This is a genomic window from Streptomyces sp. H39-S7 (assembly GCF_027158205.1).
In the GTDB taxonomy this organism is placed as follows: Bacteria; Actinomycetota; Actinomycetes; order Streptomycetales; family Streptomycetaceae; genus Actinacidiphila.
The window spans coordinates 220,606-247,152 of sequence record NZ_JAPVLU010000001.1 but is presented as its reverse complement, the minus strand read 5'-3'; the positions used below and the strand labels follow the sequence as shown (position 1 = coordinate 247,152).

Annotated in this window: 24 protein-coding genes; 14 read left to right on the top strand and 10 right to left on the bottom strand. The window is 70.8% G+C overall.

Annotated features, from left to right (window positions below; all coding sequences use genetic code 11):
* Nucleotides 1-61: 61 nt before the first annotated feature.
* The 3 genes from O3X23_RS01220 (at nt 62) to O3X23_RS01210 (ending at nt 4,331) form a co-directional block, all read left to right on the top strand.
* A complete protein-coding gene (locus tag O3X23_RS01220) occupies nt 62-799 on the top strand; it encodes an ABC transporter ATP-binding protein (RefSeq protein ID WP_269269104.1) in 738 nt (245 codons plus the stop codon).
* Nucleotides 796-3,648 carry an FtsX-like permease family protein gene (locus tag O3X23_RS01215; protein ID WP_443047656.1) on the top strand — a complete coding sequence of 951 codons (2,853 nt, stop codon included), beginning with the start codon at nt 796-798 and terminating at the stop codon, nt 3,646-3,648. Before O3X23_RS01220 ends, O3X23_RS01215 begins: the two co-directional genes overlap by 4 nt.
* 137 nt (nt 3,649-3,785) lie before the next feature.
* Nucleotides 3,786-4,331 carry a bacterial proteasome activator family protein gene (locus O3X23_RS01210; protein ID WP_269269222.1) on the top strand — a complete coding sequence of 182 codons (546 nt, stop codon included), beginning with the start codon at nt 3,786-3,788 and terminating at the stop codon, nt 4,329-4,331.
* A gap of 72 nt (nt 4,332-4,403) precedes the next feature.
* Here O3X23_RS01210 and O3X23_RS01205 read toward each other — a convergent pair whose 3' ends face one another.
* Complete coding sequence (locus tag O3X23_RS01205) at nt 4,404-6,128, bottom strand: protein kinase domain-containing protein (protein ID WP_269269103.1); 1,725 nt, start codon at nt 6,126-6,128, stop codon at nt 4,404-4,406.
* A 208-nt stretch (nt 6,129-6,336) separates the two neighbouring features.
* Here O3X23_RS01205 and O3X23_RS01200 point away from each other — a divergent pair, with 208 nt between their 5' ends.
* Entirely contained in the window at nt 6,337-7,884 is a 1,548-nt protein-coding gene (locus O3X23_RS01200; protein ID WP_269269101.1) for a protein kinase domain-containing protein, read from the top strand.
* 68 nt (nt 7,885-7,952) lie between these two features.
* On the opposite strand, the gene O3X23_RS01195 is transcribed toward O3X23_RS01200, so the two are convergent.
* The 3 genes from O3X23_RS01195 to O3X23_RS01185 all read right to left on the bottom strand — a co-directional run bounded on the left by O3X23_RS01195 (nt 7,953) and on the right by O3X23_RS01185 (nt 10,177).
* Entirely contained in the window at nt 7,953-8,987 is a 1,035-nt protein-coding gene (locus O3X23_RS01195; protein WP_269269099.1) for a phosphotransferase enzyme family protein, read from the bottom strand.
* Nucleotides 8,988-9,002: 15 nt separating this feature from the next.
* On the bottom strand, nt 9,003-9,419 hold the full coding sequence (locus O3X23_RS01190) for a pyridoxamine 5'-phosphate oxidase family protein (RefSeq protein ID WP_269269098.1): 417 nt from the start codon (nt 9,417-9,419) through the stop codon (nt 9,003-9,005).
* Nucleotides 9,420-9,511: 92 nt separating this feature from the next.
* Nucleotides 9,512-10,177 carry a response regulator gene (locus O3X23_RS01185; RefSeq protein ID WP_269269097.1) on the bottom strand — a complete coding sequence of 222 codons (666 nt, stop codon included), beginning with the start codon at nt 10,175-10,177 and terminating at the stop codon, nt 9,512-9,514.
* A gap of 308 nt (nt 10,178-10,485) precedes the next feature.
* Between O3X23_RS01185 and pdhA the strand changes: the two genes are divergently transcribed.
* From pdhA to O3X23_RS01155, 6 genes are all read left to right on the top strand, one after another.
* Nucleotides 10,486-11,622, top strand: coding sequence for a pyruvate dehydrogenase (acetyl-transferring) E1 component subunit alpha (gene pdhA, locus O3X23_RS01180; protein ID WP_269269096.1), 1,137 nt, complete (start codon nt 10,486-10,488; stop codon nt 11,620-11,622).
* A 2-nt stretch (nt 11,623-11,624) separates the two neighbouring features.
* Nucleotides 11,625-12,605 carry an alpha-ketoacid dehydrogenase subunit beta gene (locus O3X23_RS01175; protein WP_269269095.1) on the top strand — a complete coding sequence of 327 codons (981 nt, stop codon included), beginning with the start codon at nt 11,625-11,627 and terminating at the stop codon, nt 12,603-12,605.
* A gap of 56 nt (nt 12,606-12,661) precedes the next feature.
* A complete protein-coding gene (locus O3X23_RS01170; protein WP_269269221.1) occupies nt 12,662-14,041 on the top strand; it encodes a dihydrolipoamide acetyltransferase family protein in 1,380 nt (459 codons plus the stop codon).
* 150 nt (nt 14,042-14,191) lie between these two features.
* The gene (locus O3X23_RS01165; protein ID WP_269269094.1) at nt 14,192-14,386 is read left to right on the top strand and encodes a hypothetical protein; all 195 of its coding nucleotides are present in this window, start codon (nt 14,192-14,194) and stop codon (nt 14,384-14,386) included.
* An 81-nt stretch (nt 14,387-14,467) separates the two neighbouring features.
* Nucleotides 14,468-15,136: a GntR family transcriptional regulator gene (locus O3X23_RS01160; protein ID WP_269269093.1), complete on the top strand. Its 669-nt coding sequence runs from the start codon at nt 14,468-14,470 to the stop codon at nt 15,134-15,136.
* Between the two features lie 2 nt (nt 15,137-15,138).
* Nucleotides 15,139-16,419 carry an MFS transporter gene (locus O3X23_RS01155; RefSeq protein WP_269269092.1) on the top strand — a complete coding sequence of 427 codons (1,281 nt, stop codon included), beginning with the start codon at nt 15,139-15,141 and terminating at the stop codon, nt 16,417-16,419.
* A 28-nt stretch (nt 16,420-16,447) separates the two neighbouring features.
* On the opposite strand, the gene O3X23_RS01150 is transcribed toward O3X23_RS01155, so the two are convergent.
* Nucleotides 16,448-17,272, bottom strand: a complete 825-nt coding sequence (locus O3X23_RS01150; RefSeq protein ID WP_269269091.1) for a maleylpyruvate isomerase family mycothiol-dependent enzyme — start codon at nt 17,270-17,272, stop codon at nt 16,448-16,450.
* A gap of 134 nt (nt 17,273-17,406) precedes the next feature.
* Between O3X23_RS01150 and O3X23_RS01145 the strand changes: the two genes are divergently transcribed.
* The gene (locus tag O3X23_RS01145) at nt 17,407-18,207 is read left to right on the top strand and encodes a carbon-nitrogen family hydrolase (RefSeq protein ID WP_269269090.1); all 801 of its coding nucleotides are present in this window, start codon (nt 17,407-17,409) and stop codon (nt 18,205-18,207) included.
* Nucleotides 18,208-18,240: 33 nt separating this feature from the next.
* Here the strand turns inward: O3X23_RS01145 and O3X23_RS01140 are convergent, their stop codons facing one another.
* Nucleotides 18,241-18,744, bottom strand: coding sequence for an LURP-one-related/scramblase family protein (locus O3X23_RS01140; protein ID WP_269269089.1), 504 nt, complete (start codon nt 18,742-18,744; stop codon nt 18,241-18,243).
* A 39-nt stretch (nt 18,745-18,783) separates the two neighbouring features.
* Between O3X23_RS01140 and O3X23_RS01135 the strand changes: the two genes are divergently transcribed.
* A complete protein-coding gene (locus O3X23_RS01135; protein ID WP_269269088.1) occupies nt 18,784-20,607 on the top strand; it encodes an NHL domain-containing thioredoxin family protein in 1,824 nt (607 codons plus the stop codon).
* Nucleotides 20,608-20,646: 39 nt separating this feature from the next.
* Here O3X23_RS01135 and O3X23_RS01130 read toward each other — a convergent pair whose 3' ends face one another.
* The 4 genes from O3X23_RS01130 to O3X23_RS01115 all read right to left on the bottom strand — a co-directional run bounded on the left by O3X23_RS01130 (nt 20,647) and on the right by O3X23_RS01115 (nt 24,917).
* A complete protein-coding gene (locus O3X23_RS01130; RefSeq protein ID WP_269269087.1) occupies nt 20,647-20,871 on the bottom strand; it encodes a DUF6458 family protein in 225 nt (74 codons plus the stop codon).
* Between the two features lie 111 nt (nt 20,872-20,982).
* Complete coding sequence (locus tag O3X23_RS01125; RefSeq protein ID WP_269269086.1) at nt 20,983-22,272, bottom strand: M18 family aminopeptidase; 1,290 nt, start codon at nt 22,270-22,272, stop codon at nt 20,983-20,985.
* 71 nt (nt 22,273-22,343) lie between these two features.
* Complete coding sequence (locus tag O3X23_RS01120) at nt 22,344-22,916, bottom strand: GNAT family N-acetyltransferase (RefSeq protein WP_269269085.1); 573 nt, start codon at nt 22,914-22,916, stop codon at nt 22,344-22,346.
* 174 nt (nt 22,917-23,090) lie between these two features.
* A complete protein-coding gene (locus O3X23_RS01115; RefSeq protein ID WP_269269084.1) occupies nt 23,091-24,917 on the bottom strand; it encodes an acyl-CoA dehydrogenase in 1,827 nt (608 codons plus the stop codon).
* A gap of 140 nt (nt 24,918-25,057) precedes the next feature.
* On the opposite strand from O3X23_RS01115, the gene O3X23_RS01110 reads away from it, so the two are divergent.
* Both O3X23_RS01110 and O3X23_RS01105 read left to right on the top strand, forming a co-directional pair.
* On the top strand, nt 25,058-25,495 hold the full coding sequence (locus O3X23_RS01110) for an SseB family protein (protein ID WP_138351254.1): 438 nt from the start codon (nt 25,058-25,060) through the stop codon (nt 25,493-25,495).
* 96 nt (nt 25,496-25,591) lie between these two features.
* Nucleotides 25,592-26,542 carry a pirin family protein gene (locus O3X23_RS01105; RefSeq protein ID WP_269269082.1) on the top strand — a complete coding sequence of 317 codons (951 nt, stop codon included), beginning with the start codon at nt 25,592-25,594 and terminating at the stop codon, nt 26,540-26,542.
* The last annotated feature ends 5 nt before the right edge of the window (nt 26,543-26,547 follow it).

The following is a 26,547-nucleotide window of genomic DNA, read 5'->3' as shown; positions in this document are numbered from 1 at the left end:
CGCGCACGCCAAGCGACAGATGACCCGACCCACGCAAACCTGATCACAGGGGGATCAACCCATGTCTGCCCAAGAGCATCAGCCCGTCCTGCAGTTGCAGGAGCTGACCCGAGTTCATGGCAGCGGCACCACGGAGGTGCACGCCCTGCGCGGCATCGACCTTTCCGTCTTCCCCGGCGAACTCGTCGCCGTCATGGGCCCGTCCGGCTCCGGCAAGTCCACGCTGCTGACCATCGCGGGCGGACTCGACCTCCCCACCTCGGGCCGGGTGCTCGTCGAGGGCACCGATCTCACCACCGCGAACCGCAAGCAGATGGCCGCGCTGCGCCGCCGCAGCATCGGGTACGTCTTCCAGGACTACAACCTCATCCCGGCGCTGACCGCCGTCGAGAACGTCGCCCTGCCCCGTGAGCTCGACGGCACCTCCGCCCGCAAGGCCCGCCGGGAGGCGCTGGCCTCGCTGCAGGAGATGGACCTCGACCACCTCGCCGACCGCTTCCCGGACGAGATGTCCGGCGGCCAGCAGCAGCGGGTCGCCATCGCCCGGGCGCTGGTCGGCGACCGCCGGCTGGTCCTGGCGGACGAGCCGACGGGTGCGCTGGACTCCGAGACCGGCGAGTCGGTGCTCGCGCTGCTCCGGGCCCGCTGTGACGCGGGCGCCGCCGGCGTCCTCGTCACCCACGAGCCGCGGTTCGCGGCCTGGGCGGACCGCGTGGTGTTCCTGCGGGACGGCTCCGTCGTCGACACGACGCTGCGCTCGTCGGCCGATTCGCTGCTCAGCGGCGGTGTCGCCCAGTGAACGGCTGGCTCCAGTCCTGGCGTGCCGCGGTGCGGATCGCGCGGCGTGACGCCTGGCGCTTCAAGGGACGCAGCATCCTCGTCCTCGCCATGATCGCGCTGCCGATCCTGGGCGTGAGCGCCGCGGACATCACCATTCGCAGTTCGCAGTTGTCCGCCGAGCAGTCGCTGGCCCGCGACATCGGCGCCGCCGACGCCCGGCTCTCCGACGCCGGGTACGACGGGATGCCGGTCTACCAGGCGCCGGACGGCCAGAACAAGGCGCTGGTCAACGAGAACTCCGAAGGACACCTGGTGTCCGGCGGCACCGGCCCCGGCGTCAATATTCCGGCCGTCATCCCCGCCGGGGCGAAGACGCTGAAGGACTCCGTCGGCACGGGCAAGGTCCACACGAAGTACGGCCTACTGGACGTCGACATCCGTGAGCTGAAGGCCTCCGACCCGATGGCCGACGGGATCATGGAGCTGGACCGCGGTCGCTTCCCGGCCGCGCCGGACGAGGTCATCGCGACCAACGCGTTCCTCAAGACGAGCGGGCTGTACGTCGGCTCGTCGGTCTCCGCCCGCGACCTGCCCACCAAGTACAGGATCGTCGGCGCCTACGACCTGCCGGGCGAGCTGAAGGCCGAGCAGATCAACGCCTTGCCGGACTCCTTCCTGGCTCCGCTGGCCAAGGCTCTGAAGGCGGCCGGACGCGACGGGCCCGGCACCTCGTCCACGTACCTCGTCGCCCTGGACGGTGGTTTCACGTGGAACATGGTGCAGGAGATCAACGCCAAGAGCGTCGTCGCCCACTCCCGCGCGGTGACACTCGACCCGCCGGCCGACTCCGCGGTGCCGTTGTTCGTCAAGTACCCGGACTGGAACCACGACTACGGCGGCAGCACCGCTGAGCGGGCCGCGCTGCTCGCCGTGGGCGCGACCATCGTCGGTCTGGCGATGCTGGAGATCTGCCTGCTCGCGGGACCGGCCTTCGCCGTCGGCGCCCGCCGCTCCCGCCGCCAGCTCGGTCTGGTCGGGGCCAACGGCGGCGACCGCCGCCACATCCGCGCGATCGTGCTCTCGGGCGGCCTGGTGATCGGTGTGGCCGCCGCCGTCATCGGCACGGTGCTCGGCCTCGCGCTGACCTTCGCCCTCCAGGAGCCCCTGGAGCAGTACGTCGGCGCACGCTTCGGCGGGATCTCGCTGCGTCCGCTCGAACTCCTCGGCATCGGGCTGCTCGCGATCCTCACCGGACTGCTGGCCGCCATCGTCCCGGCGATCGTCGCCTCCCGGCAGAGCGTGCTGGCCGCGCTGACCGGCCGCCGCGGAGTCCGGCACGCCAACCGGGTGCTGCCGGTGCTCGGCCTCGCCGCCGTCTGCCTCGGCGTCGGTGTCGCGGTCTTCGGCTCGATGAAGACCGACAACGTGCTCGCCGTCGGCGGCGGCTCCGCCATCGCCGAACTCGGCATCGTCGCGCTGACCCCGACCCTCGTCGGGCTCTTCGGCCGGCTCGGTGGCTGGCTGCCGCTCTCCCCGCGGCTCGCCCTGCGAGACGCGGTGCGCAACCGGGGCCGTACGGCCCCGGCCGTCGCCGCGGTCCTCGCGGCCGTCGCGGGCACGGTCGCGGTGGCGACGTACACCGCCAGCAGCGACCTGGAGTCGCGCAACGGCTACGAGGCGCGGGCGCCCTACGGTGTCGCGGCGGTCAGCATCGAACGGGAGCAGGGCCGTGACCTGGACGCGGTCCGGGCGGCCGTCGAGAAGCGCTTCCCGGTCTCGTCCCGCGCGGACGTCTCCCGGCTCGTCGTCGGCAAGAAGACCTGCACGATGTACCGGGACACTCCCGGCTGCGGCCGGGCGGAGATGGTCCTCCCCCCGGCGAACGCGTGCCCCATGGACGGTCGGGACACCGAGACGAAGTTCAGCGTGGCCGAGCGCCGGAAGCTCTCCAAGGACTGGCGCTGCGCCCGGGTGTACCACTCCAGCGCCATCACCACGGACTCCGATGTGCTGGTCGGTGACGCCGGGCTGCTGCACGCGCTCGGCATCAAGGACGCCGGAGCCGAGCAGGCGCTGGCGGCCGGCCACACGGTGCTCTTCGACAAGCACTACGTGGAGAAGAACCGGCTCACCTTCCGGATCGTCGAGGACTCCTCGAAGCCGGTCGCCGAAGGCCAGGAACCCGTCGGGCCGCTGAAGTCGTTCCCCACGTACGTGGCCAAGGACAGCACGGAGTCCTACGGCGTCCGCGCCGTCATGACGCCCGCCACGGCCCAGGCCGCCGGGCTGCAGACCGTCCCCTTCGGTTCGTACTTCGTGAACGAGAAGGCGCCCGGCAGCGAGGCGCGGCAGGCACTGGACGACGATCTCGCCAAGCTGGGCGCCGACCCGGACCTCTACGTCGAGCGGGGGTACGTCAGCGACAACAGCATCATCCTGCTGGCGCTGACCGTCTTCGCCGGCCTGGTCACCATCGGTGCGGCGGGCATCGCCACCGGTCTGGCCCAGGCGGACGCCGAGCCCGACCTGAAGACGCTGGCGGCGATCGGCGCGGACCCGCGGGTGCGCAGGACGCTCTCCGGCTTCCAGTGCGGGGTGGTGGCCGTGATGGGTGTCGTCCTCGGCTCGGCCGCGGGCGTGCTGCCCGCGATCGGGCTGCGCAAGGCCGAGGAACGGCAGCAGCTGAAGTTCTACCAGGAGGCGCTGGACCGGGGCTGGGGCGGCATGAGCAGCCCTCCGCACATCCCGATCGTCGTTCCGTGGCCGACGCTGGCGGCCCTGCTCGTCGCCGTCCCGCTGGGCGCGGCACTGCTGGCGGCCCTGGTCACCCGGTCCCGCACGTCGCTGTCACGCCGCGAGGCGTCGTGACGCCGGCCCCGGCGGGGGCCGGTACCTGACCGGCGCCTGACCTGCCGAACCTACGAACGTATGCCCTCTGACGTGGTGGATCAGCCACGTCAGGGGGCACACCTTCAGGAGAACGCGGTGTGCGAGAGAATGGCGGCATGGAGATGCCGATGAACGAACGGTCGCAGGAGAGCCCGCAGGTCCTGATCGTGGGATCTGACGGAATGGCGCTCGGCGGCACCCCTGGCGGCGGCGATGAATCGCGCGAGGTCCCGGTGACAGACATGGTGGAACAGCCGGCGAAGGTCATGCGTATCGGCAGCATGATCAAGCAATTGCTGGAAGAAGTGCGGCAGGCGCCTCTCGACGAGGCGAGCCGCGTCCGTCTCAAGGAGATCCACGCCAGTTCCGTGAAGGAACTGGAGGACGGACTCGCCCCCGAGCTGGTGGAGGAGCTGGAGCGGCTCTCTCTGCCTTTCAACGACGACTCGATCCCGACCGAGGCCGAGCTGCGCATCGCCCAGGCACAGCTGGTCGGCTGGCTGGAGGGCCTCTTCCACGGCATCCAGACGGCGCTGTTCGCCCAGCAGATGGCGGCGAGGGCCCAACTGGAGCAGATGCGCCGCGCCCTCCCGCCGGGTGCGGGCGGCCACGAGGACGACGAGGGCGGCCACCCGAACGCCCGCTCCGGCCCTTACCTGTAATCACTGCGAAGAAGAGCGAAGGGCCCGGCACACGTGAGGTGTGCCGGGCCCTTCGTCGTCGCTACGGCCGGGTCAGTTGGCGCCCTTGCCGGTGGAGACCCAGATGGTGATCTTGCTGGCGTCGTTCTTCTGCGTGACGTTGTAGTCCGACAGCGCCTTGGGCGTCTGGTCGACGACAGCGCCCTTGCCCCACTGCTGCTCGTTCGTGTACTTCACCGTGTACTTCCACCCGGCGGCCTTCAGGCACGCCTCGACGGAGTCCCGGTACTTGGTGTTGAACTGCGGGAACAGGACCACGTTCGGGTCCGTGTTGGTGAAGCCCTGGGTGGCCCCGGTGCACGCCGACGACTCCAGCGTCCGGGTCTTGTCACCCTCGACGATCCCGCCGTTCGCCGCGGTCGACGGCGACGTCCCGCCGGTGGAGGAACCCGGCGCGTACTGGCTGGACTGGCTGGTCGACGGGGTGGGGTCGGGGTTCTTGTTGGCGTCGTCGTCCTTGCCGCCCTGGTTCGCGATGATCAGGCTGACGATCAGGGCGACGGCGACCACCGCGACGGTGGCGCCGATCAGGACGGCCCGGTTGGACTTGCCGCCGTTGCTCCCGCCCCCGGTGCCCCCGCCGTGTCCGCCGGCCGCCCCGTGCTGCATCGGGTACCCGGCCGTCGGAGCGGGCGTCCGGTACTGCGGCGCCTGCTGCTGGACCTGCTGCGGATAACCGTACGCGGCCGGAGCCGCGGGCGCCGGGGTGCCGTAGGCGCTGTGCTGCGGCGTGGGCGTCTGGTACGGGCTGTGGACGTTCGGCGGCGGGGTGTGCAGACCACCCGGGACGGGCGGGAAGACCGTCGCGGAGACGCCCTCACCGCGGTTGCCGGCGGGCGGGCCCCCGCCGATGATCAGCGGGGTGACGCCGGCCTGCGCCGAGGCGCCGACCCGCTCCAGCTCGTCGTGCATGGCGTCCGCGGTCGGGAAGCGCTCGGCCGGGTTCTTCTTCAGCGCCCGCGCGATGAGCGCGTCGACCCCGGGGGTGATCGCCCGGTTGAACTGGGACGGCGCGGGCGGGATCTCCTGCACGTGCTGGTACGCCATGCCCAGCGGCGAGTCGGACTCGAAGGGGATCCGGCCGGTCGTCAGCTCGAAGAGCATGCAGCCGACGGAGTACAGGTCGGACCGCTCGTCGACGCCGCGTCCCAGCGCCTGCTCGGGCGACAGGTACTGCGGGGTGCCGACGACCATGCCGGTCTGCGTCATCGAGGTCACGCCGGACTGCATGGCCCGGGCGATGCCGAAGTCCATGACCTTGACCACACCACGCTTGGTCACCATCACGTTGCCGGGCTTGATGTCGCGGTGCACCAGGCCCATCTCGTGGCTGACCGCGAGCGCCGCCAGCACATCGCCGGTGATCTTCAGCGCCTTCTCGGTCGGCATCGCGCCGTACTGCGCGACGTCCTCGGCCAGCACCACGTTGAGCGGCTTGCCCTCGACGTACTCCATGACGATGTACGGGACCATCGCGCCGTCGAGGGTGTCCTCGCCCGAGTCGAAGACCGAGACGATGTTGGTGTGGTTCAGTTTGGCCACGGCCTGCGCCTCGCGGCGGAACCGCTCGCGGAAGGACTGCTCGTTCCCCAGGCTCGTGTGGAGCGTCTTGACGGCGACCGGGCGGTCCAGCACCGTGTCGTGTCCCAGGTGCACTGAGGCCATACCGCCCTCGCCGAGGAGATCGCGCAGCACATAGCGACCGCCTCCGACCGAGCGACCCGCGTAATTGGGCTGCGCGCCGTCCCCGCTGCTCATCTGTACCGCTTCCCCCTAGAGAAGGCCCTCGTCCCGCGAGCTTGCCCGCCAAGTCTGGCTTATCGCGCGGGCACGTCAAGTTTGGTGACCATCTCGTCACCTGATGCGCATGGGGCCTATACACGAGCGGCCCGCCACCGTCCCCGGAGACGGTAGCGTGACCGACCAGAAAACCTGTAAGGCGAGGCACAACCGACGGCGAGGACTGATGGTCGACCCCCATGAGACGACCGCAGGAACCGGAGGGTCCGATTCGCCCGAATTGTGGGGCGCGCAGGGCATGGTCGGTGACGGACGTTACCGGCTGACCCACCGGCTCGGACGCGGCGGAATGGCCGAGGTCTTCGCGGCCGAGGACGTACGGCTGGGACGGATCGTGGCGATCAAGCTGCTGCGCTCCGATCTGGCCGAGGACCCGGTCTCCAAGGCGCGCTTCACCCGCGAGGCACAGTCGGTCGCCGGGCTGAACCACCACGCCGTGGTCGCGGTGTACGACTCGGGCGAGGACCGCACCCCCACCGGCGCGGTTCCCTACATCGTCATGGAGCTGGTCGACGGGCACACCATCCGCGACCTGCTGACCGGCGCCGAGGCGCCGCCCATCGACCAGGCGCTCATCATCATCTCCGGTGTGCTGGAGGCGCTCGCCTACAGCCACCAGCACGGCATCGTGCACCGTGACATCAAGCCGGCCAACGTCATCATCACCAATACCGGCGCCGTCAAGGTCATGGACTTCGGCATCGCCCGCGCGCTGCACGGCGCGGCCAGCACCATGACCCAGACCGGCATGGTCATGGGCACGCCGCAGTACCTCTCCCCCGAGCAGGCGCTCGGCAAGGCCGTCGACTACCGCTCCGACCTGTACGCGACCGGCTGCATGCTCTACGAGCTGCTGGCGCTGCGGCCGCCCTTCACCGGCGAGACGCCGCTGTCGGTGGTCTACCAGCACGTGCAGGACGAACCGCAGGTGCCGTCCACGGTCAGCGACCGGGTGCCGCCGGAACTCGACGGCCTGGTGCTGCGCGCGCTCGCGAAGCACCCGGACGACCGGTTCCAGAGCGCCGAGGAGATGCGCGGCGTGGTGCAGTACGCGCTGCACATGCTGCAGGAGCAGGGCGGCTGGAACAACGTCTGGGACACCGGCGTCGTGCCGCACACGGCCCCGGTCGGCCCGCCCGCGGGTACGGGTGGGAACCCCGGCACGACGATCGGGCGGCAGGGCAACAGCACCACGGCGGAGTTCAGCCGGCCGGTGATGCTGGGCGCGGCGGGTGGCGGGGCGGACGAGACGCGCGGCTACCTCGAACCGCAGCACGGCCGCGGCCGGGGCGGCAACAAGTGGCTCAAGCCGGTGCTCTTCGTGCTGGCCGCGGTGCTGGCCATATCGATGGGTGTGTACTTCGCCGTCGGGCAGGCGGGGAACAAGAAGGATCCGGGCAAGGGCGGGGTGTCGCCGAGCTCGCAGACCTCGCAGGGTTCGAGTTCCGCGCCGAGCCAGGACCCCTCCACGGATCCGGGCGAGGACACCGGGGGCGCCACCCAGGAGACGACGCAGGCGCCGTCCCGCCGTCCGACGCGCACCGCCACCCAGACGCCCACGGAGAAGCCGAGCGAGACGGAGACGAAGTCCCCGACCTCGACGCCCACCGAGTCCCCCTCGGACTCCCCGACGCCGACCGATGACCCGACGACGCCTCCGCAGACGTCGACGCCCACCGGCGGCGCCACCGGCAACAACAAGCCCGGCAACTGACAGCGACGCGTTCACCGGCCCCGGCCGACGGGCCGGCCGGCCACCCGGCTGACCGGCCACCCGGCCGGTCAGCCGGTGAACGCCTCGCTGACGGCCTCGTACTCGCGCGTCCACCACACGGCGAGCGCCGAGGACGCCGGGAAGAGCGGGTCGGAGCGCAGGTCGCGCTCCTGGTAGCGCCAGCAGAGCATCCAGAAGTCGTTCAGGCGCTCCCACCAGACCCGGTGCACGGCCGCGGCCAGTTCCCGTGAGGTCACCCCGGCGGCGAGCCGGTAGGCGCGCGCGTAGGGCCGCACCTTCGCCAGGTCCAGCTGCCCGTCGCCCGGCCGAACGAAGAAGATCGCGGCGGCCCGTACCGCCTCCTCCGCGCGCGGCTGCACGCCCAGCCGGTCCCAGTCCACGATGGCGACGGGTTCGTCGCCCCGGTAGAGCAGGTTCAGCGGGTGGAAGTCGCCGTGCACCCAGCCGGTGGCGGGCGCGTCCGGCGGGGGCGGTCTTCTGTGGGCGTGCCGTTCCAGCAGGGTGCGGCGTTCCAGTAACCGGTGCTCGGCCAGTTCGTCGAAGGGCCCCCGCGGCTCGTGCGCGTGAGCCAGCTCCAGCAGCTCGTCGATGAGTGCGTACGTCCGCGCGGGGTCGGCGCTGGGGTGCGGGATCCGGTCCGCCTCCGGCGAGGGCTGTACGCGGGCCAGGCCGGCGTGCACATGGCCGAGGAGCGCGCCGAGGCGCCGGGACTGGGCGGCGGTCAGCTCGGTGCCCTCCCGGTGCCGCCCCTCGACCCACGGGTAGAGCGCGTAGCAGCGCCCGCCGACGACGGCGACGGTCCTGCCCTCCGTGTCGGCGAGCGGCGGGGCGACGGGCAGCCCGAGACCGTCCAGGAGCAGCGTCGCGCGGTGCTGGCGGTCGATGACGGCGGGGTCCGCGGTGTCCGGCGCGACGTAGTGCTTGAGGAAGAAGCGGCCGCGGGTGGTGGCCAGCCGGTAGCCGCGGTTCAGCAGTCCCTGGGGGACCGGATCACAGGCCAGCGGGGTGCCGGCGCCCTCGTAGCGGCGCAGCAGAGTGCCGAGCGTGCTTACGGGGAGCAGCTCCGTCGCCGTGCCCGTCACTCGCCCAAGCGTAGATCACGCGGCGTGCGGCCCCGGCCACTGCGCGACATCCCTGGCGAACTGGATGTCCACGAACTCCGGGTCGATCCGCAGGTGGACGGGTTCGAAGGCGGGATCGTCCACGAACGAGGGAAGCGGTTCGAACATCCGACCCGGGTTCCGGGGTGCCGGGACGACGCGGGCGGTGCCGGTGAGGTGCACGGACCAGACGAAGTCCGTGGCCGTGTCCAGATTGTCGGCCTGGTAGCCGACGACGGAGCCGTCGCAGGCGCTGTGGACGCCCGAACCGCGGTGGGCGCGGATCAGTACGTGCTCGTCGACCACGACGTGCCGGGTGACGGCGATGTACGGCATGGCGTGGCGCGAGAGGGCCAGGCGGCCGTAGCGGGCGCCGGCCACCAGCTCGATCGCGCGTCGTTCCTGGGGGGACATCCCTCCACAGTGGCTTGCGGCGGTCGGGCCGAAACAGGGTCCCCGGGCCCCTTCGCGGGGGCCCTTGGTCCCGTGGGGGCGCCGGGGCGCCCTCAGCGCCGCTGGTTCTCCTCCGCGTGCATCCGGGCGACGTAGGCGGCCGCCTGGGTCCTGCGCTCCATGCCGAGCTTGGAGAGCAGCGAGGAGACGTAGTTCTTGACGGTCTTCTCGGCGAGGTGCAGCCGCTCGCCGATCTGCCGGTTGGTGTGGCCCTCGCCGATCAGGTCGAGGATCTTCTTCTCCTGGTCCGTCAGGTCGGCGAGCCGGTCGTCGCCCTTGTCCGCGCCGAGCCGCAGCCGCTCCAGCACCCGGGCGGTCGCGACGGGGTCCAGCAGCGACTTCCCGGCGGCGACGTCCCGGACGGCGCTGAGCAGGTCCGTCCCCCGGATGGCCTTGAGGACGTAGCCCGCCGCGCCGGCCATGATCGCGTCGAAGAGCGCCTCGTCGTCGGCGTACGACGTCAGCATCAGGCACTTGATGGCCGGGTCGTCGGACCGGATCTCCCGGCAGACCTCGACGCCGCTGCCGTCGGGCAGCCGGACGTCCAGGACCGCGACGTCGGGGCGGGTGGCGGGGATGCGGGTCAGGGCCTCGGCGGCCGTGCCGGCCTCGCCGACGACCTGGATGTCGGCCTCCACGGAGAGCAGCTCATGGACGCCTCGGCGGACCACTTCGTGGTCATCGAGGAGGAATACACGGATTTTTCCGTCTTCGCGCACGAATCGAGCATCCCACACGATTCGATCTCCAGACCTCTTACGCCAATTCGATCCGCGAGATACCGTTCCTCTGTCCCGGTGGCCTGCGACAACGCCTATTTACTAGGTAATCCAAGCAAAACCGCAGGTAGGACGCCTTCGCGCGATTGCGGATGTAGTGGGTAACGTCTTTCTTGCAGGCCACTTGCCGGGGCACTGTCACGCCTGGCTCGGCCATGCCGCACATACCCCGTGCGCCGCGTCGAACCAGGTGAGCCGCAACTGGCCTCCCGGCGGATCCCGGGGGCCGGACAGACGGAGGAGCGAACGTGAGCGTGAAGAGCACTGCCGCGCGGAGAACCACCCGCGGCGGCGCGAAGCGCCGTGGGGGCGAGCCCGAGCTCGTACAGCTGTTGACCCCCGAGGGCAAGCGCGTCGAGCACAGCGAGTACTCCATCGACCTGACCCCGGACGAGCTGCGTGGCCTGTACCGCGACATGGTGCTGACCCGCCGCTTCGACGCCGAGGCGATCACACTGCAGCGGCAGGGCGAGCTGGGCCTGTGGGCCTCGCTCCTCGGCCAGGAGGCGGCACAGATCGGATCGGGCCGGGCCACCCGTCCGGACGACTACGTGTTCCCCACCTACCGCGAACACGGTGTGGCCTGGACCCGCGACGTGGACCCGTTGAACCTGCTGGGCATGTTCCGCGGGGTCAACCACGGCGGGTGGGACCCCAACGAGAACAACTTCCACCTCTACACGATCGTCATCGGCTCGCAGACGCTGCACGCGACCGGTTACGCGATGGGTGTCGCCAAGGACGGCGCGGACTCCGCCGTCATCGCCTACTTCGGCGACGGTGCCTCCAGCCAGGGCGACGTCGCGGAGGCCTTCACCTTCGCGGCCGTCTACAACGCCCCCGTGGTGTTCTTCTGCCAGAACAACCAGTGGGCGATCTCCGAGCCGACCGAGAAGCAGAGCCGGGTGCCGATCTACCAGCGCTCGGCCGGTTTCGGCTTCCCGGGCGTCCGGGTCGACGGCAACGACGTGCTGGCCGTGCTGGCCGTCACCAAGGCCGCCCTGGAGCGGGCCCGCACCGGCCAGGGGCCGATGCTCGTGGAGGCGTTCACCTACCGGATGGGCGCGCACACCACGACCGACGACCCCACCCGCTACCGCGCCGACGAGGAGCGCGAGCAGTGGGAGGCGAAGGACCCGATCCTGCGGCTGCGGACGTACCTGGAGGCCGAGGGCCTCGCCGACGAGGCGTACTACGCCTCGATCGACCAGGAGAGCGACGCGCTCGCCAAGCGGGTGCGGGACGGTGTGCGCACCATGCCGAACCCCGACACCATGGCGATCTTCGAGAACGTCTACGCGGACGGGCACGCGCTCGTCGACGAGGAGCGCGCGCAGTTCGCCGAGTACCTCGCGTCGTTCGCCGACGAGACTGAGGGGCACTGACCATGACCACGACCACGTTGACCATGGCCAAGGCCCTCAACGAGGCGCTGCGCCAGTCCCTGGACACGGACCCCAAGGTCCTGCTCATGGGCGAGGACATCGGGAAGCTCGGCGGCGTCTTCCGCATCACCGACGGCCTGCAGAAGGACTTCGGCGAGGAGCGGGTCATCGACACCCCGCTGGCCGAGTCCGGCATCGTCGGCACCGCGATCGGCCTGGCGCTGCGCGGCTACCGCCCGGTCGTCGAGATCCAGTTCGACGGCTTCGTCTTCCCGGCGTACGACCAGATCGTCACGCAGCTCGCCAAGATGCACGCGCGGGCGCTGGGCAAGGTCAGGATGCCCGTCACCATCCGCATCCCGTACGCGGGCGGCATCGGCGCGGTCGAGCACCACAGCGAGTCCCCGGAGACGCTCTTCGCGCACATCCCGGGCCTCAAGGTGGTCTCGCCCTCCAACCCGCAGGACGCCTACTGGATGCTGCGGCAGGCCATCGACTGCGACGACCCGGTGATCTTCTTCGAGCCGAAGCGCCGCTACTGGGACAAGGGCGAGGTCGACACCGAGGCCATTCCGGGCCCGCTGCACAAGGCCCGGGTGGCCAGTGCGGGCACGGATCTCACCCTGGCGGCGTACGGTCCCATGGTGAAGGTCTGCCTGGAGGCCGCCGCGGCGGCCGCCAAGGAGGGCCGTAGCCTGGAAGTGGTGGACCTGCGGTCCTTGTCGCCGATGGACTTCGACACGATCCAGGCGTCGGTCGAGAAGACCCGCCGGCTGGTGATCGTGCACGAGGCTCCCGTCTTCCTGGGGACCGGCGCGGAGATCGCCGCCCGGATCACCGAGCGGTGCTTCTACCACCTCGAGGCTCCCGTGCTGAGGGTCGGCGGCTTCCACGCCCCGTACCCGCCGGCGCGGCTCGAGGAGGAGTACCTGCCCGGCCTGGACCGCGTACTCGACGCCGTCGACCGCGCGCTGGCGTACTGAGAGGCGAGGAGAGCGTGACAGTGACCGACATTGCGCAGCGCTTCCGCGAGTTCAAGATGCCCGATGTGGGCGAGGGACTCACCGAGGCCGAGATCCTCAAGTGGTACGTCAAGCCGGGTGACACCGTCACCGACGGGCAGGTCGTCTGCGAGGTCGAGACGGCGAAGGCGGCCGTGGAGCTGCCGATCCCGTTCGACGGCGTCGTGCACGAGATCCGTTTCCCCGAGGGGGAGACGGTCGACGTGGGCACCGCCATCATCTCGGTGGACACCACCCCGGGCGCCCCGGACGAGGTTCCCGCCACGGCTGGGACGCCGGCTTCGGCCGCGCCCGCCGAAGCGGCGCCCGAGCCGCCCGCCGAGCCGGCGAAGCGGCAGGCGGTGCTGGTGGGGTACGGCGTCTCCGAGGCGTCGACCGTCCGCCGGGCCCGCAAGACGGGTTCCGCCCCCGACCGGCCCAAGGGCCGTCCCGCGGCGGAGCTGAACGGGCACGGCGCGAGCACGGCCAACGGCTTCAACGCTCCCGCCGGGGAGCGGCCGCTGGCGAAGCCGCCGGTGCGCAAGCTCGCGAAGGACCTCGGCATTGATCTGAGCGCCGTCGTCCCGAGCGGCCCCGACGGGACCGTCACCCGCGAGGACGTGCACGCGGCGCTCGCGCTCGCGTCGTCCGAGCCCGTCATGGCGGTGGCGCCCGCCGCCGCCGTCGCGAGCCCGGAGACCGTCGCGGAGCCGGGCGTCCGGGAGACCCGGACGCCGATCAAGGGCGTCCGCAAGGCCACCGCGCAGGCGATGGTCGCGAGCGCCTTCACCGCGCCGCACGTCACGGAGTTCGTGACGTTCGACATCACGCGGACGATGAAGCTGGTCCAGGAGCTCAAGCTGGATCCGGCGTTCGCCGGCCGCAAGGTCAGCCCGCTGCTGCTGGTGGCGAAGGCGCTGCTGGTGGCGATCCGGCGCAACCCCGAGGTCAACGCGACCTGGGACGAGGCCGGCCAGGAGATCGTCCGCAAGGAGTACGTGAACCTGGGCATCGCTGCGGCGACCCCGCGCGGGCTGATCGTGCCGAACATCAAGGACGCGAACGCGAAGACGCTGCCCGAACTGGCCACCGCGCTCGGTGAGCTGGTGGCGACCGCGCGGGAGGGCAAGACCTCTCCCGCGCAGATGCAGGGCGGCACGGTGACCATCACCAACGTCGGCGTCTTCGGCGTCGACACCGGTACGCCGATCCTGAACCCGGGGGAGTCCGCGATCCTCGCCTTCGGCGCGGTCAAGGACATGCCCTGGGTCCACAAGGGCAAGGTGAAGGTCCGCAAGGTCACCACGCTGGCCCTGTCGTTCGACCACCGGGTGGTCGACGGCGAGCTGGGCTCGAAGGTGCTCGCGGATGTCGCGGCGCTGCTGGAACAGCCGAAGCGGCTTCTGACCTGGGCGTAATGCGCCGCAGCGGAACGTGTGTCACGCGAAAGAGGCTCGGACGTACAAACGTCCGAGCCTCTTTCGCGTGTCCAGGTGCCATGAAAGGAACGTTCTGTGGCGATATACAGGGAGAAACCCAGATTTCAGGCTTTCAGCCCGGAGGACGCCGTGGCCGTTTCCGTATCCGCGATCCTGCTTCTCCTGATCATGGCGGTCGTCTTCCTGCGCAGCGGGTCCCTGAAGGTCTCGCACGCCCTGGTCTGCGTCTTCCTCGGCTTCTACCTGGCGGGCTCCAGCGTCGCCCCGACCATCCAGAACGGGCTCACGGCGACGGCCAACGTGGTGAGCAGCCTGCACCCCTGACGAGCCGTCCCCGGCACTGACGGTCCGTATCGCGGACGCCGGTTCCTCGTGGATACGTGATGTATCTATGATGCGTGCATCATGATTCCCGCTCCCGTGGCGGCTCCCGCCGCAAAGTCGCCGCCCGCCGCCGAGCGGGTCTACGTCCACGTCAAGCAGGGTGTCCTCGACCGCAGTTACGAGGGCGGCACCCTGCTCACCGAAGGCGATCTCGCCGAGGCCGTCGGGGTGTCCCGCACGCCGGTGCGCGAGGCGCTGCTCCGCCTGGAGGCGGAGGGGCTGATCAAGCTCTACCCGAAGAAGGGCGCGCTGGTCCTGTCGGTCTCCATGCAGGAGATCGCCGACGTCGTCGAGACCCGGCTGCTCGTCGAGCAGCACGCGGTCGCCAAGCTGGTGCCCGCCGCGCCGCCCGCGCTGCTCGCCCGGCTGGAGGACCTGCTCGCCGAGCAGCAGGGACACGCCGACGCCGGCGACCTCGCGGCGTTCGCGGTCGCCGACCGCTGCTTCCACGCCGAGATCGTCCGGGCGGCGGGCAACCGCATCCTCGCCCACCTCTACGACCAGCTGCGCGACCGGCAACTGCGGATGGGCGTGGCCACGATGCACGCCGAACCCAGCCGCGTCGCGAAGAACCTCGTGGAGCACGGCGAGATCCTCGCGGCGCTCCGTGACGGCGACGGCGTCCGCGCCGCGGCCCTGGTGCACCGCCACGTCTCATGGGTGAAGGTCATGGCCCGGGGGGACGCGTGAGCATGACCGGCGAACCGCCCGGCGGCAGGCGGGCCGCCACCGTGTGGGGCATCGGCACGCTCGTCTACATGGTCGCCGTGGTGCACCGCACCAGCCTCGGCGTGGCCGGGATCGACGCTGCGGAACGCTTCCACATCGGAGCCTCCGCGCTCTCCACGTTCTCCATCCTCCAGGTGCTGGTCTACGCCGGACTGCAGATCCCCGTCGGGCTGATGGTCGACCGGCTCGGCACCAAGAAGGTGCTGACCATCGGCATCGTGCTCTTCACCGCGGGGCAGCTCGCGTTCGCCCTGTCGCACTCGTACGGGATGGCCCTCGGCGCCCGCGCGGTGCTCGGCTGCGGTGACGCGATGACGTTCGTCAGCGTGCTGCGGCTGGGTTCCCGCTGGTTCCCGGCCCGCCGGGGCCCGATGATCGCCCAGGCCGCCGCGCTCTTCGGCGTCGCGGGCAACCTGATCAGCACGGTCGCGCTCTCCCGCATCCTGCACTCGGCCGGCTGGACCGCCACGTTCACCGGAACGGCGATCGGCGGCGCGTTCGTCCTCGTCCTGGTGCTGCTGTTCCTCAAGGACCACCCCGACGGCTACGAGCCCGCCCCCGCCGAGCACGCCGGCTTCGGCTACGTGCGCCACCAGATCGCCTCCGCCTGGCGGGAGCCCGGCACCCGGCTCGGCATGTGGGTGCACTTCACCACGCAGTTCTCCGGGATGGTCTTCCTGCTGCTGTGGGGGCTGCCCTACCTGGTGGAGGACCAGGGGATGTCGCGCGGGGCAGCCGGCTCGATGCTCACCCTCGTGGTGCTCGCCAACATGGTCTTCGGCACGCTCTTCGGCCAGCTGATCGCCCGTCACCACGGCGCCCGGATGCCGATCACGCTCACCGCGATCGGGGCGAGCACCGTCGCCTGGGCGTCCGTCCTGTCCTGGCCCGGCGGCCACGTCCCGCTGTGGATGCTGATCTGCCTGTGCGTCGCGCTCGGTGCCTGCGGCCCCGCGTCGATGATCGGCTTCGACTTCGCGCGCCCCGCCAACCCGCCGGAACGGTTCGGCACCGCCTCCGGCATCGTCAACGTGGGCGGCTTCACCGCCTCGATGATCACGCTGCTGGCGATCGGCGTGCTGCTGGACGCGACGGGGGACAACTACCGGATCGCCTGGTGCAGCGTCTTCGTGCTCCAGGCGATCGGCACCGTCCAGATCCTGCGACTGCGCGGCCGCGCGACCCGGTTGGAGAAGGACCGGATCGCGGTCAGCCGCGTCGAGAGCGTGCATGTGCCGGTGTAGCGGGCGAGCCCCCCGGCCGGCACACGGCCTACGGCGTGAGGGCGATGTGCGCCAGGATCGCGTTCGCGAGCCCCTGGTCGCCCTCCACCTTCACCCGGTCCGCGACGGCCGCCGGGCGCACCCGGCCGCAGACCAGCCGCAGGAACGTCTCCCAGTCGGTGCTGAAGGTCACGGCCGGACCCAGCGAGACCGCGGAGTCGATCGTGCCGCGCCCGTCCTGGTCGACCCGGACCGTCCGCATGAACTCCAGCGGGCCGTGGATGTCGAAGACCACCGCGGACCCGGGCGGCGCGCCGGCGTCCTTGGCGATCACCTTCGGCAGCGCACGGAGCAGGAAGTCCCGCGCGTACACGGCGGCGGGCGACGCCAGGTTCCCCGGCGTGCCCAGTGCCCGCCGCAGATCCTGCTCGTGGACCCAGACGTCGAAGGTCCGCATCCACAGCAGGTGTTCGAGGGTCATCTCCTGGCCCATCGGACCGCGCATGCTCTGCTCGGGCCCGCGCGACTCGTTCCGCAGCTGGCGGGAGCGCCGGATGATCGTGTACTCGAGCTCGGAGGTCATCTCCGGGGCGGTGTGGTGGCGCCGGGTGTCCACCGGCACCTCGATGTACCGGGCGAACTCGCTGGTGATGTGCCGCAGATCACTCGGAAGGGTGTGGATCGGGCGCGGATCCCCGAGCATCTCGCACTCGTAGCCGATGACGTGGGACACGACGTCACGCACCGACCAGTACGGGCACTCGGTCGGCCGGTTCCATTCACCCTCGACGAGGGGGGCGACCAATTCGTTTATGGATTCTATGGAGTGGGTCCAGGCGTCGATGTACGGCTGGATCTTACTGTGGACGGTCACGGGACCCCTCGACGGATCGATGCGCGGTCGTGGTGGTGTGCGCCTAAGTTACGCTCCGCGCGGGTACCCACGCAGTGCTTTCGAGTGACGATGGTAGGCCCGACTTGACGACCAAACGTATGGGCGGTGGGTGTATGCGCGCTTCTTTGCTGCAGATCGACGTCGACTTGAACGAAACGGTGGCCGGACGGCGCGCCCGGGTGGCCACGCTGGTGCGTGCGCAGGCCGGGGCGGATCTGGTCGTACTGCCCGAACTGTGGCCCGTCGGAGCCTTCGCGTCGGACACTTTCGCGACGGAGGCCGAGCCGCTCGACGGGCCGACGGCCGACGCGATGTCAGCGGCGGCGCGGGACGCGGGAGTCTGGCTGCACGCGGGTTCGATCGTGGAGCGCGCTGCAGCGGTCAGCGGCTCCGCCGCGGGTGACGGCCCCCTCTACAACACCTCGCTGGTCTTCGATCCGGACGGCGAGCTGCGGCACACCTACCGCAAGATCCACCGCTTCGGCTTCGACCGGGGCGAGGCCGCGCTGATGGCGCCCGGCGAGGAGATCGTCACGGTCGCCCTCCCGGACACCGTCCTGGGCCTGGCGACCTGTTACGACCTGCGCTTCCCCGAGCAGTTCCGGCTCCTCGTCGACGCCGGCGCCCAGTTCCTCGTCATCCCGGCCGGCTGGCCGGCGAAGCGGCGGGAGCACTGGCGGCTGCTCGCGCGGGCCCGCGCGGTCGAGTCCCAGACCTACGTCCTGGCCTGCGGCACGGCGGGCACCCACGCGGGGGTCGAGCTCGCCGGCCACAGCATGGTCGTCGACCCGTGGGGAGACATCGTCGCCGAGGCCGGCACCGGTGAGGAGGTCCTCACCGTCGACCTCGACCCCGCCCTCGTCACGAAGACCCGGCTCGACTTCCCGGTGCTCCGGGACCGCCGCCTCGGCTGACCGGACGCGGAAGCCGGCCGGGACCCGGCCGGCTCAGTCGTTCCCGTGCTCCTCGTGCTCCTTGTCGACCAGCCGGTCCACGCACACCGCGATCGCGATGAGCATCCCCGCGTCCGCGTCCTCGCGCTCCACGTCGATCGCGTACGTGTCGCGCATCCGGAACCACCTGCGGGAGATCCGCGCGAGCCGCTCCCCCTCGTACTCGATGTCGAACTCCTTGCCGACGATGTCCCCGCGGACCTCCAGCTCCTCCCCCGAGGCCAGCTCCGCCCGGAACACGTCCCGCAGCAGCGTCAGCCGCTTCTTCCTGACGGTCACCAGCACGTCCCCGCCGCGCTCCACCGTCATGGTGTCCCGCAGGCTCACCAGCTTCTTCCGGATCACCGCGACCTCCGCCCCCCGGGCGTCCCGCAGCTCCAGCGTCTCCCGCACCCGCATGACCTTCCCGTCGACGTAGAACGCCCGGTCACCGCGCTCGTCCTCGATCCAGTAGTCGTCACCGACCGCGAACAGCTTCTCCCGCACGAGGTATTTCATGGAGGAATGTCTACCCGGTGCGTGCTGTTGGATGGGGGTATGACTGCACGCGCGCGCGTTCGAGCCCCGGAACTCATCGGCAAGGGCGGCTGGCTCAATACCGGTGGCCTGCCCCTGACTCTCGCCGACCTGCGAGGACGCGTGGTCATTCTGGATTTTTGGACATTCTGCTGTGTGAACTGCCTGCATGTGCTCGATGAGCTGCGGGAGCTGGAGGAGAAGCACCGGGACACGGTCGTGATCGTCGGGGTGCACTCGCCGAAGTTCGTGCACGAGGCGGAGCACCAGGCGGTCGTGGACGCCGTGGAGCGGTACCAGGTGCGTCACCCGGTGCTCGACGACCCGGAGCTCGGCACGTGGAAGCAGTACGCCGTGCGGGCGTGGCCGACGCTGGTGGTGATCGACCCCGAGGGATACGTCGTCGCGCAGCACGCGGGCGAGGGGCACGCGCACGCGCTGGAGGCGCTGGTCACGGAGCTGGAGGCGGAGCACGGCGCCAAGGGGACACTGCGGCGCGGGGACGGGCCCTACGTGGCGCCGGAGCCTGTGGCGACGCATCTGCGGTTCCCGGGGAAGGCGCTGGCGCTGGCCGACGGCGGTTTCCTCGTCTCGGACACGACCCGGCACCAGCTCGTGGAACTGGCGGCGGACGGCGAGACCGTCGTGCGGCGGATCGGCGACGGGGAGCGCGGGCTGGTGGACGGCGGTCCCGACGTGGCGCGGTTCAGTGAGCCGCAGGGGCTGGCGCTGCTGCCGGACGGTTCCGTCGCCGTCGCGGACACGGTGAACCACGCCCTGCGGCGGCTGGACACCGCGACCGGTGCCGTGACGACGTTCGCCGGGACCGGCGGCCAGTGGTGGCAGGGGTTCCCGACGGCAGGTCCCGCCCGTGAGGTGGCGCTGTCGTCGCCGTGGGACGTCGCCTGGTTCGCCGGCCGGCTGTGGATCGCGATGGCGGGCGTGCATCAGCTGTGGGCCTACGACCCGGTGGCGGAGACCGTGGAGGTCGCGGCCGGTACGACCAACGAAGGGCTGGTCGACGGGCCCGCCGACGAGGCGTGGTTCGCGCAGCCGTCGGGCCTGGCGGCTGCCGGCGACCGGTTGTGGGTGGCGGACTCGGAGACGTCCGCGGTGCGTTACGTCGAGAGCGACGGCGACGGGTTCGTGGTGCGGACCGCGGTCGGGACCGGGCTCTTCGACTTCGGGCACCGGGACGGCGCCGCCGGACAGGCGCTGCTGCAGCACCCGCTGGGCGTCACCGCGCTGCCCGACGGATCGGTCGCGATCAGCGACACGTACAACAACGCCCTGCGCCGCTTCGCTCCGGAGACCGGCGAGGTGACGACGCTCGCGACCGATCTGCGGGAGCCGTCGGACGCGGTGCTGGTGGGCGAGGACGTCGTCGTGGTCGAGTCGGCGCGGCACCGGCTCACCCGGCTGCGGCTGCCCGAGGAGGCGGTGCGGGTCGAGTCGGCCGCGCACCGCACGCAGCGCCCGGCGACCGAGGTGTCCGCGGGACCGTTCCGGCTGGAGGTGATTTTCACCGCGCCCGCGGGCCAGAAGAGCGACGATCGCTACGGTCCCTCGACCCGGCTGCTGGTCAGCTCGACCCCGCCGGAACTCCTGCTGGAGGGTGAGGGGAAGGGTACGGACCTGGGACGGGACCTGGTGCTGAACCCCGAGGTCACCGAAGGGGTGCTGCATGTGTCGGCGATGGCCGCCTCGTGCGACGACGACCCCGACGAGGAGTTCCCGGCCTGCCACATGCACCAGCAGGACTGGGGCGTTCCGGTCCGGCTGGCCGCCGCCGGCGCCGGCCGGCTCGCGCTGGTGCTGGCGGGGATGGACCAGCCGGGCGAGTGAACGACAGCGACCGGGGCCGCAACACGGCCCCGGTGGCCGTCACTCGTAGTAGCGGCGCTCCTCGACGACGGGCTCGACGCCGCCCCGCACGGTCTCCAGCCGACGCCGCTTGAAGATGCTGACGTAGGCCGCGACGCCGATCGCCCCGACGGCCATCATGATCAGGCCCACCAGGTCGAGATTGACTCCGGACATGTCCCAGTCGGTCGCGAAAGTGAGGATCGCGCCGACCGCGATCAGTGCGATGCAGCCGCCGATTCCCATGATGTCCGCCTCCGTCGTCCCTTGGCCGTTCCGGTTGCTTGTGGAGGGGCGTCTACCCCCGACCGGAACGGGCATGCGCGGCTGCGGAGTTGATGGCTCCCGGACCGGCGGTCAGCTCTCGATGAAGGACTTCAGCGCGCTGGCCAGCAGGTACGGGTCGTCCGCGCCGCTCAGCTCGCGGGCCGAGTGCATCGACAGGATCGGCACGCCGACGTCGACCGTGGTGATGCCGTGCCGGGCCGCGGTGATCGGACCGATCGTCGTGCCGCACGGCATGGCGTTGCTCGACACGAAGTGCTGGAACGGCACGCCGACCCGTTCGCAGGCGGCGGTGAAGATGCCGCGCCCCGAACCGTCGGTGGCGTAGCGCTGGTTGACGTTGGTCTTGAGGATCGGACCGCCGTTGGCGCGCGGGTGGTGCGTGGGGTCGTGCCGCTCGACGTAGTTGGGGTGCACCGCGTGCCCGGAGTCGGACGAGACGCAGACCGTGCCCGCCAGCGCGCGCTGGCGGTGCTCGTAGTCGCCGCCGCGGGAGTGCACGGAGCGCTCCAGCACGTTGCCGAGCAGGGGCCCTTGGGCGCCGGTGTCGGACTCGCTGCCGTTCTCCTCGTGGTCGAACGCGGCGAGGACGGGGATGTAGGCGAGGTCCTGCCCGGCGACGGCCGCCAGCGCGGCCGTGGCGGCGTGCACGGACAGCAGGTTGTCCATCCGGGGCGATGCCAGCAGTTCGCGGTCGCGGCCCAGATAGGCGGGCGGCTGCACGTCGTGCGCCATCACGTCCCAGCCGACGACGTCGGACCCGGTCACCCCGGCCTCCTCGGCGAGGAAGTCGATCAGGTCGCCGTCACTGGCCTTGCCGAGGCCCCAGACGGGCTGCATGTGCCGCTGCTTGTCCAGCGCGAGGCCGTTGTCGGTCACTCCCCGGTCCAGGTGGATGGCGAGCTGCGGGACGCGCAGCAGCGGCCGGTCGACGTTGACCAGGCGGGAGGTGCCGTCGCGCAGCGTCAGCCGGCCGGAGAGTCCGAGGTCCCGGTCGAGCCAGCTGTTGAGCAGCGGGCCGCCGTAGAGCTCCACGGCGATCTGCCGCCAGCCGGCGGTGCCCATGTCCGGGCGGGGCTTGACGCGCAGGTTCGGGGAGTCGGTGTGCGCGCCCATGATGCGGAACGGGGTCTCCGGCCGTGCACCCTCGGGGACGTACCAGGCGATGATCGCGCCGCCGCGCAGCACGTACTTGCCGCCCGTGGCGCCGTCCCAGGCCTCGGTCTCCTGGACCTGCCGGAACCCGGCCTTCTCCAGCCGTTCGGCGGCCGCGGCCACGGCGTGGTAGGGGGACGGGCTGGCCTGCACAAAGGCCACCAGGTCATCGGTGTGGGCACGGGTGAAGTGAGGGTGGGCGCTCATGGGGCCAGCATAGAAGTCCCCGTTCGCGGGGCGTCTCCGGAGGGGTGCGCGGCGCGGTTCTCAGGGGCCCCCTACCGGGGGCACCCCCCAGCGGTAGGGACGTCCGCACCGTCCTGGTCCCGGGCGATGCGGAACAGCACGTTCGGGCGCAGCGGGCCGGCGGGGAATTCCGGGTCGTCGAAGTCGTCGGCCGGGTCGGAGGTCATGCCGATCCGGCGCATCACCGCCTGGGAGCGCAGATTGCCCGCGGTGGTCACCGCGAGGATCTCGGGCAGGGCGAGGGTCCGGAAGCCGAAGGCCAGGACGGCCCGCGCGGCTTCGGAGGCGTAGCCGTGGCCCCAGGCCGTACGCGCCAGCCGCCAGCCGATCTCCACGCCGGTGAAGGGGAGGCCGTCGTCGACCGGGTCCAGGCCCGCGAAGCCGATGAACTCGCCGGTGGCCGGGACCTCGACGGCGAACCAGCCGAAGCCGCGCTCCTCGAACCCCTCCTCGAAGCGGGCGACCGAGGCCGCGCTCTGTTCGGGGGTGAGCAGCTCCCCGAGGTGCTCGCGGACCTCGGGGTCGGCGTTCATCTCCGCCCAGGGCGCGAGGTCGGAGTCCCGCCAGCGGCGGAGCAGGAGACGGTCGGTGCGCAGTTCGGGCATGGTGCGACGCTAACGCGGCGCCGCGGCGGGAGCGATCCGTTTTCCCGTGCGCCGCGGGGGCGACGGGGGCGCTGTGGGGGTGGTGACGCGGCGGTGGTGACGCGAAAGGCCGCGCCGCCCGCCCGGGGAATCGGGAACGGACGGCGCGGCCTGTCGCCGGGTGGGGCGGGACTGCTAGAACGCCTCTTCCGGCAGGTCCATCAGGTCGAGCGTGACGGTCTCGGCCAGCGAACGCTGGACGCCGACGTTCGGCAGGATGTTGGCGGCGAAGAACTTCGCGGCCGCGATCTTGCCGGTGTAGAAGGCCGCGTCCTTCGCGCTCGCGGACGGCAGCTTCTCGGCGGCCACGGCGGCACCGCGCAGCAGCAGGTAGCCGATGACGACGTCGCCGGAGGCGAGCAGCAGGCGGGTGGAGTTCAGTCCGACCTTGTAGATCGACCGGACGTCCTTCTCGGTGCCGGCCAGGTCGGTCAGCATGGAGCCGACGATGGCCTCCAGGTCCACGGCGGACGTGGCGAGCTGCTCGCGGGCGGCGGCCAGTTCCTCGCCGCCGACGGCCTCGGCGAGGAACTTCTTGATCTCCTCGGACAGGGTGGTCAGTGCCTGGCCCTGGTCGCGGACGATCTTGCGGAAGAAGTAGTCCTGGCCCTGGATGGCGGTGGTGCCCTCGTACAGGGTGTCGATCTTGGCGTCGCGGATGTACTGCTCGATCGGGTACTCCTGCAGGTAGCCGGAGCCACCGAAGGTCTGCAGGGACTGGGCGAGCTGCTCGTAGGACTTCTCGGAGCCGTACCCCTTGACGATCGGCAGCAGCAGGTCGTTGAGGCCGACCAGTGCCTTGGCGTCCTCGCCCGCCGCCTCCTGGACCGCGATCTGGTCCTGGACGGAGGCGGTGTAGAGCACCAGGGAGCGCATGCCCTCGGCGTACGCCTTCTGCGTCATCAGCGAGCGGCGCACGTCCGGGTGGTGCGTGATGGTGACCTTCGGCGCGGACTTGTCCATGAACTGCGCTAGGTCCGGGCCCTGCACGCGCTCCTTGGCGTACTCCAGCGCGTTCAGGTAGCCGGTGGAGAGGGTCGCGATGGCCTTCGTGCCGACCATCATGCGGGCGAACTCGATGATGCGGAACATCTGGCGGATGCCGTCGTGCTTGTCACCGAGCAGCCAGCCCTTGGCGGGGTGCTGGTCGCCGAAGGTCATCTCGCAGGTGTTGGAGGCCTTGAGACCCATCTTGTGCTCGACGTTGGTGGCGTAGGCGCCGTTGCGCTCGCCCAGCTCGCCGGTCTCCCAGTCGAAGTCGTACTTCGGCACGATGAAGAGCGACAGGCCCTTGGTGCCGGGGCCGGCGCCCTCGGGGCGGGCCAGCACCAGGTGGATGATGTTCTCGGACATGTCGTGCTCGCCCGAGGTGATGAAGCGCTTCACGCCCTCGATGTGCCAGGAGCCGTCCTCCTGCTCCACAGCCTTCGTCCGGCCGGCGCCGACGTCGGAGCCCGCGTCGGGCTCGGTCAGCACCATCGTGGCGCCCCACTGGCGGTCCACCATGAGCTGGGCGACCTTGGCCTGCTCCTCGGTGCCCTCCTCGAAGACGACGCCGGCGAACGCCGGGCCGGAGGAGTACATCCAGATGGCCGGGTTGGAGCCGAGGATCAGCTCCGCGTACGACCAGATGAGGGAGGCGGGGGTCTTCGTGCCGCCGATCTCCTCGGGGATGCCCAGACGCCAGTACTCGGAGTCCATGAAGGCCTGGTAGCTCTTCTTGAACGTGGCCGGCACCGGGGCGGTGTTGTCCGTCGGGTCGAAGACCGGCGGGTTGCGGTCGGCATCGGTGAAGGACGCCGCCAGCTCGTTCTCCGCGAGGCGCGAGACCTCGCTGAGGATGCTCTTGGCGGTCTCCACGTCCATCTCGGCGAACGGGCCGGTGCCGTAGAGCTTGTCGCGGCCGAGCACCTCGAAGAGGTTGAACTCGATGTCGCGGAGGTTGGACTTGTAGTGGCCCATGACGACGGCTCCGTATCGCACTCGATCAGTTACGTGGCAGTACTACAGCAAGCAGTAATACAGAATGATGCTACCCGCCGGTAATAAGAAGCAACCCCTTGCCGCCCGGATGTGACGGGACACTCGCTAGTCTTGGGTGCGTGTACGGCTATGACCAGACCTCGCATCCCGGCCCACCGCCCGGCGCTGCCCCGATGCCGGGGGTGTACCCCGAGCCGTCCCCACCCTCGCTCGCGGACGCCGTCAGGGCCTTCACCACGGGTTCTCTCTCCGCGGAGGACTTCCAGGCGATCTTCTCGACGTCGAAGGTCTACTGCCCGCGCGGCGAGAACCCCGGATTCCTCGCGCTGCACGACACGCAGCAGCCGGTGATCCCGATGTTCACCTCGCTCAAGGAACTGCGGCGGTACGCGGGCAAGGAGTCCAAGTACTTCGTCATCACCGGTGCCGAGGTGCTCGACCTGCTGCCGACCGGCTACGGCTTCGTGCTCGACATCGACGGCCAGCACCGGATGGTCTTCGACGCCAAGGCCGTCGAGCAGATGGTGGAGTTCACCATGCGCCGGATGTACGGCTAGTCCTTCACTCGCCCTGCTGACCTGGGGGAATACTGCGCGCCTTGCCGAATGTTCACTATTCAACTAAGTTGGATCCAGAACACGAGGAGGACCGCCATGCCCGCCGTGACCGTCGAGAACCCGTTGACCCTGCCGCGCGTGTCCGTGCCCGCCGACGCCGTGCCGCGTCCGGCGCTGGCAGTGTCCACCGCGCCGAGCGGCTTCGAGGGGGAAGGCTTCCCCGTCCGCCGCGCTTTCGCGGGCATCGACTACAAGAACCTCGATCCGTTCATCATGATGGACCAGATGGGTGAGGTGGAGTACGCGCCGGGCGAGCCGAAGGGCACCCCCTGGCACCCGCACCGCGGCTTCGAGACCGTGACCTACCTGATCGACGGCACCTTCGTGCACCAGGACTCGCACGGTGGCGGCGGCGTGATCAACGGTGGCGACACCCAGTGGATGACGGCGGGCAGCGGCCTGCTGCACATCGAGGCGCCGCCGGAGGAGCTGGTCCTCAGCGGCGGGCTCTTCCACGGGCTGCAGCTCTGGGTGAACCTGCCGAAGAGCGACAAGATGATGCCGCCCAAGTACCAGGACATCGGCGGCGGCCAGGTCAGGCTGCTGACGTCCGCCGACGGCGGCGCGCTGATCCGGCTGATCGCGGGCGACCTCGACGGCCACGCGGGCCCCGGGGCGACCCACACCCCGATCACGATGATCCACGTCTCCCTGAACCCGGGCGCCGAGGTCACGCTGCCCTGGCGGCCGGAGTTCAACGCCCTCGCCTACGGTCTCGCCGGCCGCGGCACCGCGGGCCCTGGCAACCGCCCGTTCCGCACCGGGCAGACGGTCGTCTTCGGCAAGGGCGACTCGCTCACCGTCCGGGCGGACGAGACGCAGGAGTCGCGCAGCCCGAACTTCGAGATCGTGCTGCTCGGCGGACAGCCGATCCGGGAGCCGATGATGCAGTACGGGCCGTTCGTGATGAACACCCACGCCGAGCTCGCGCAGGCCTTCGACGACTTCCAGGCCGGCCGCCTCGGCCGGATCCCGGCGGGAGCCTGACCCGC

Coding starts and splice junctions, on each gene's coding strand:
- O3X23_RS01160 (WP_269269093.1), top strand. CDS start 14,468: ATGATTCCCGCTCCCGTGGCGGCTCCCGCCGCAAAGTCGCCGCCCGCC.
- O3X23_RS01155 (WP_269269092.1), top strand. CDS start 15,139: ATGACCGGCGAACCGCCCGGCGGCAGGCGGGCCGCCACCGTGTGGGGC.
- O3X23_RS01115 (WP_269269084.1), bottom strand. CDS start 24,917: ATGGGCCACTACAAGTCCAACCTCCGCGACATCGAGTTCAACCTCTTC.
- O3X23_RS01125 (WP_269269086.1), bottom strand. CDS start 22,272: ATGAGCGCCCACCCTCACTTCACCCGTGCCCACACCGATGACCTGGTG.
- O3X23_RS01170 (WP_269269221.1), top strand. CDS start 12,662: ATGCCCGATGTGGGCGAGGGACTCACCGAGGCCGAGATCCTCAAGTGG.
- O3X23_RS01140 (WP_269269089.1), bottom strand. CDS start 18,744: ATGAAATACCTCGTGCGGGAGAAGCTGTTCGCGGTCGGTGACGACTAC.
- O3X23_RS01205 (WP_269269103.1), bottom strand. CDS start 6,128: ATGAGCAGCGGGGACGGCGCGCAGCCCAATTACGCGGGTCGCTCGGTC.
- O3X23_RS01220 (WP_269269104.1), top strand. CDS start 62: ATGTCTGCCCAAGAGCATCAGCCCGTCCTGCAGTTGCAGGAGCTGACC.
- O3X23_RS01190 (WP_269269098.1), bottom strand. CDS start 9,419: ATGTCCCCCCAGGAACGACGCGCGATCGAGCTGGTGGCCGGCGCCCGC.
- O3X23_RS01105 (WP_269269082.1), top strand. CDS start 25,592: ATGCCCGCCGTGACCGTCGAGAACCCGTTGACCCTGCCGCGCGTGTCC.
- O3X23_RS01130 (WP_269269087.1), bottom strand. CDS start 20,871: ATGGGAATCGGCGGCTGCATCGCACTGATCGCGGTCGGCGCGATCCTC.
- O3X23_RS01210 (WP_269269222.1), top strand. CDS start 3,786: ATGGAGATGCCGATGAACGAACGGTCGCAGGAGAGCCCGCAGGTCCTG.
- O3X23_RS01175 (WP_269269095.1), top strand. CDS start 11,625: ATGACCACGACCACGTTGACCATGGCCAAGGCCCTCAACGAGGCGCTG.
- O3X23_RS01120 (WP_269269085.1), bottom strand. CDS start 22,916: ATGCCCGAACTGCGCACCGACCGTCTCCTGCTCCGCCGCTGGCGGGAC.
- O3X23_RS01135 (WP_269269088.1), top strand. CDS start 18,784: ATGACTGCACGCGCGCGCGTTCGAGCCCCGGAACTCATCGGCAAGGGC.
- O3X23_RS01200 (WP_269269101.1), top strand. CDS start 6,337: ATGGTCGACCCCCATGAGACGACCGCAGGAACCGGAGGGTCCGATTCG.
- O3X23_RS01145 (WP_269269090.1), top strand. CDS start 17,407: ATGCGCGCTTCTTTGCTGCAGATCGACGTCGACTTGAACGAAACGGTG.